The sequence below is a fragment of the Pseudomonas sp. NFACC32-1 genome (genome assembly GCF_900101215.1).
Classification (GTDB): domain Bacteria; phylum Pseudomonadota; class Gammaproteobacteria; order Pseudomonadales; family Pseudomonadaceae; genus Aquipseudomonas.
In genome coordinates this window covers 1-2,768 of record NZ_FMUL01000040.1, presented here as the reverse complement: position 1 = coordinate 2,768, position 2,768 = coordinate 1, and the positions used below count along the sequence as shown (strand labels likewise).

Here is a 2,768-nt window from a genome sequence, read left to right as displayed (position 1 = left end):
CCTGAGGAAAAGAAATCAACCGAGATTCCCTTAGTAGTGGCGAGCGAACGGGGACTAGCCCTTAAGCTTCTTTGATTTTAGCGGAACGCTCTGGAAAGTGCGGCCATAGTGGGTGATAGCCCTGTACGCGAAAGGATCTTAGAAGTGAAATCGAGTAGGACGGAGCACGAGAAACTTTGTCTGAATATGGGGGGACCATCCTCCAAGGCTAAATACTACTGACTGACCGATAGTGAACTAGTACCGTGAGGGAAAGGCGAAAAGAACCCCGGAGAGGGGAGTGAAATAGATCCTGAAACCGTATGCGTACAAGCAGTGGGAGCCCACTTTGTTGGGTGACTGCGTACCTTTTGTATAATGGGTCAGCGACTTATTTTCAGTGGCGAGCTTAACCGAATAGGGGAGGCGTAGCGAAAGCGAGTCTTAATAGGGCGTCTAGTCGCTGGGAATAGACCCGAAACCGGGCGATCTATCCATGGGCAGGTTGAAGGTTAGGTAACACTGACTGGAGGACCGAACCGACTACCGTTGAAAAGTTAGCGGATGACCTGTGGATCGGAGTGAAAGGCTAATCAAGCTCGGAGATAGCTGGTTCTCCTCGAAAGCTATTTAGGTAGCGCCTCATGTATCACTGTAGGGGGTAGAGCACTGTTTCGGCTAGGGGGTCATCCCGACTTACCAAACCGATGCAAACTCCGAATACCTACAAGTGCCGAGCATGGGAGACACACGGCGGGTGCTAACGTCCGTCGTGAAAAGGGAAACAACCCAGACCGTCAGCTAAGGTCCCAAAGTTATGGTTAAGTGGGAAACGATGTGGGAAGGCTTAGACAGCTAGGAGGTTGGCTTAGAAGCAGCCACCCTTTAAAGAAAGCGTAATAGCTCACTAGTCGAGTCGGCCTGCGCGGAAGATGTAACGGGGCTCAAACCATACACCGAAGCTACGGGTATCACGTAAGTGATGCGGTAGAGGAGCGTTCTGTAAGCCTGTGAAGGTGAGTTGAGAAGCTTGCTGGAGGTATCAGAAGTGCGAATGCTGACATGAGTAACGACAATGGGTGTGAAAAACACCCACGCCGAAAGACCAAGGTTTCCTGCGCAACGTTAATCGACGCAGGGTTAGTCGGTCCCTAAGGCGAGGCTGAAAAGCGTAGTCGATGGAAAACAGGTTAATATTCCTGTACTTCTGGTTATTGCGATGGAGGGACGGAGAAGGCTAGGCCAGCTTGGCGTTGGTTGTCCAAGTTTAAGGTGGTAGGCTGAAATCTTAGGTAAATCCGGGGTTTCAAGGCCGAGAGCTGATGACGAGTTACCCTCTGGGTGACGAAGTGGTTGATGCCATGCTTCCAAGAAAAGCTTCTAAGCTTCAGATAACCAGGAACCGTACCCCAAACCGACACAGGTGGTTGGGTAGAGAATACCAAGGCGCTTGAGAGAACTCGGGTGAAGGAACTAGGCAAAATGGCACCGTAACTTCGGGAGAAGGTGCGCCGGTGAGGGTGAAGCACTTGCTGCGTAAGCCCACGCCGGTCGAAGATACCAGGCCGCTGCGACTGTTTATTAAAAACACAGCACTCTGCAAACACGAAAGTGGACGTATAGGGTGTGACGCCTGCCCGGTGCCGGAAGGTTAATTGATGGGGTTAGCTAACGCGAAGCTCTTGATCGAAGCCCCGGTAAACGGCGGCCGTAACTATAACGGTCCTAAGGTAGCGAAATTCCTTGTCGGGTAAGTTCCGACCTGCACGAATGGCGTAACGATGGCGGCGCTGTCTCCACCCGAGACTCAGTGAAATTGAAATCGCTGTGAAGATGCAGTGTATCCGCGGCTAGACGGAAAGACCCCGTGAACCTTTACTATAGCTTTGCACTGGACTTTGAATTTGCTTGTGTAGGATAGGTGGGAGGCTTTGAAGCGTGGACGCCAGTCTGCGTGGAGCCATCCTTGAAATACCACCCTGGCAACTTTGAGGTTCTAACTCAGGTCCGTTATCCGGATCGAGGACAGTGTATGGTGGGTAGTTTGACTGGGGCGGTCTCCTCCTAAAGAGTAACGGAGGAGTACGAAGGTGCGCTCAGACCGGTCGGAAATCGGTCGTAGAGTATAAAGGCAAAAGCGCGCTTGACTGCGAGACAGACACGTCGAGCAGGTACGAAAGTAGGTCTTAGTGATCCGGTGGTTCTGTATGGAAGGGCCATCGCTCAACGGATAAAAGGTACTCCGGGGATAACAGGCTGATACCGCCCAAGAGTTCATATCGACGGCGGTGTTTGGCACCTCGATGTCGGCTCATCACATCCTGGGGCTGAAGCCGGTCCCAAGGGTATGGCTGTTCGCCATTTAAAGTGGTACGCGAGCTGGGTTTAGAACGTCGTGAGACAGTTCGGTCCCTATCTGCCGTGGACGTTTGAGATTTGAGAGGGGCTGCTCCTAGTACGAGAGGACCGGAGTGGACGAACCTCTGGTGTTCCGGTTGTCACGCCAGTGGCATTGCCGGGTAGCTATGTTCGGAAAAGATAACCGCTGAAAGCATCTAAGCGGGAAACTTGCCTCAAGATGAGATCTCACTGGAGCCTTGAGCTCCCTGAAGGGCCGTCGAAGACTACGACGTTGATAGGCAGGGTGTGTAAGCGCTGTGAGGCGTTGAGCTAACCTGTACTAATTGCCCGTGAGGCTTGACCATATAACACCCAAGCAATCTGTCGACTCGACAGAGACCAGATTGCGGTGTTGTGAAGACGAAACGAACCGAAAGTTCGAACGTGCT

General features: G+C 52.3%; 1 rRNA gene. It reads left to right on the top strand.

Annotated elements, in window-relative coordinates:
- Window positions 1-2,684: ribosomal RNA gene (locus tag BLP99_RS26000) — 23S ribosomal RNA — on the top strand; the annotation flags it as partial.
- Window positions 2,685-2,768 lie beyond the last annotated feature (84 nt).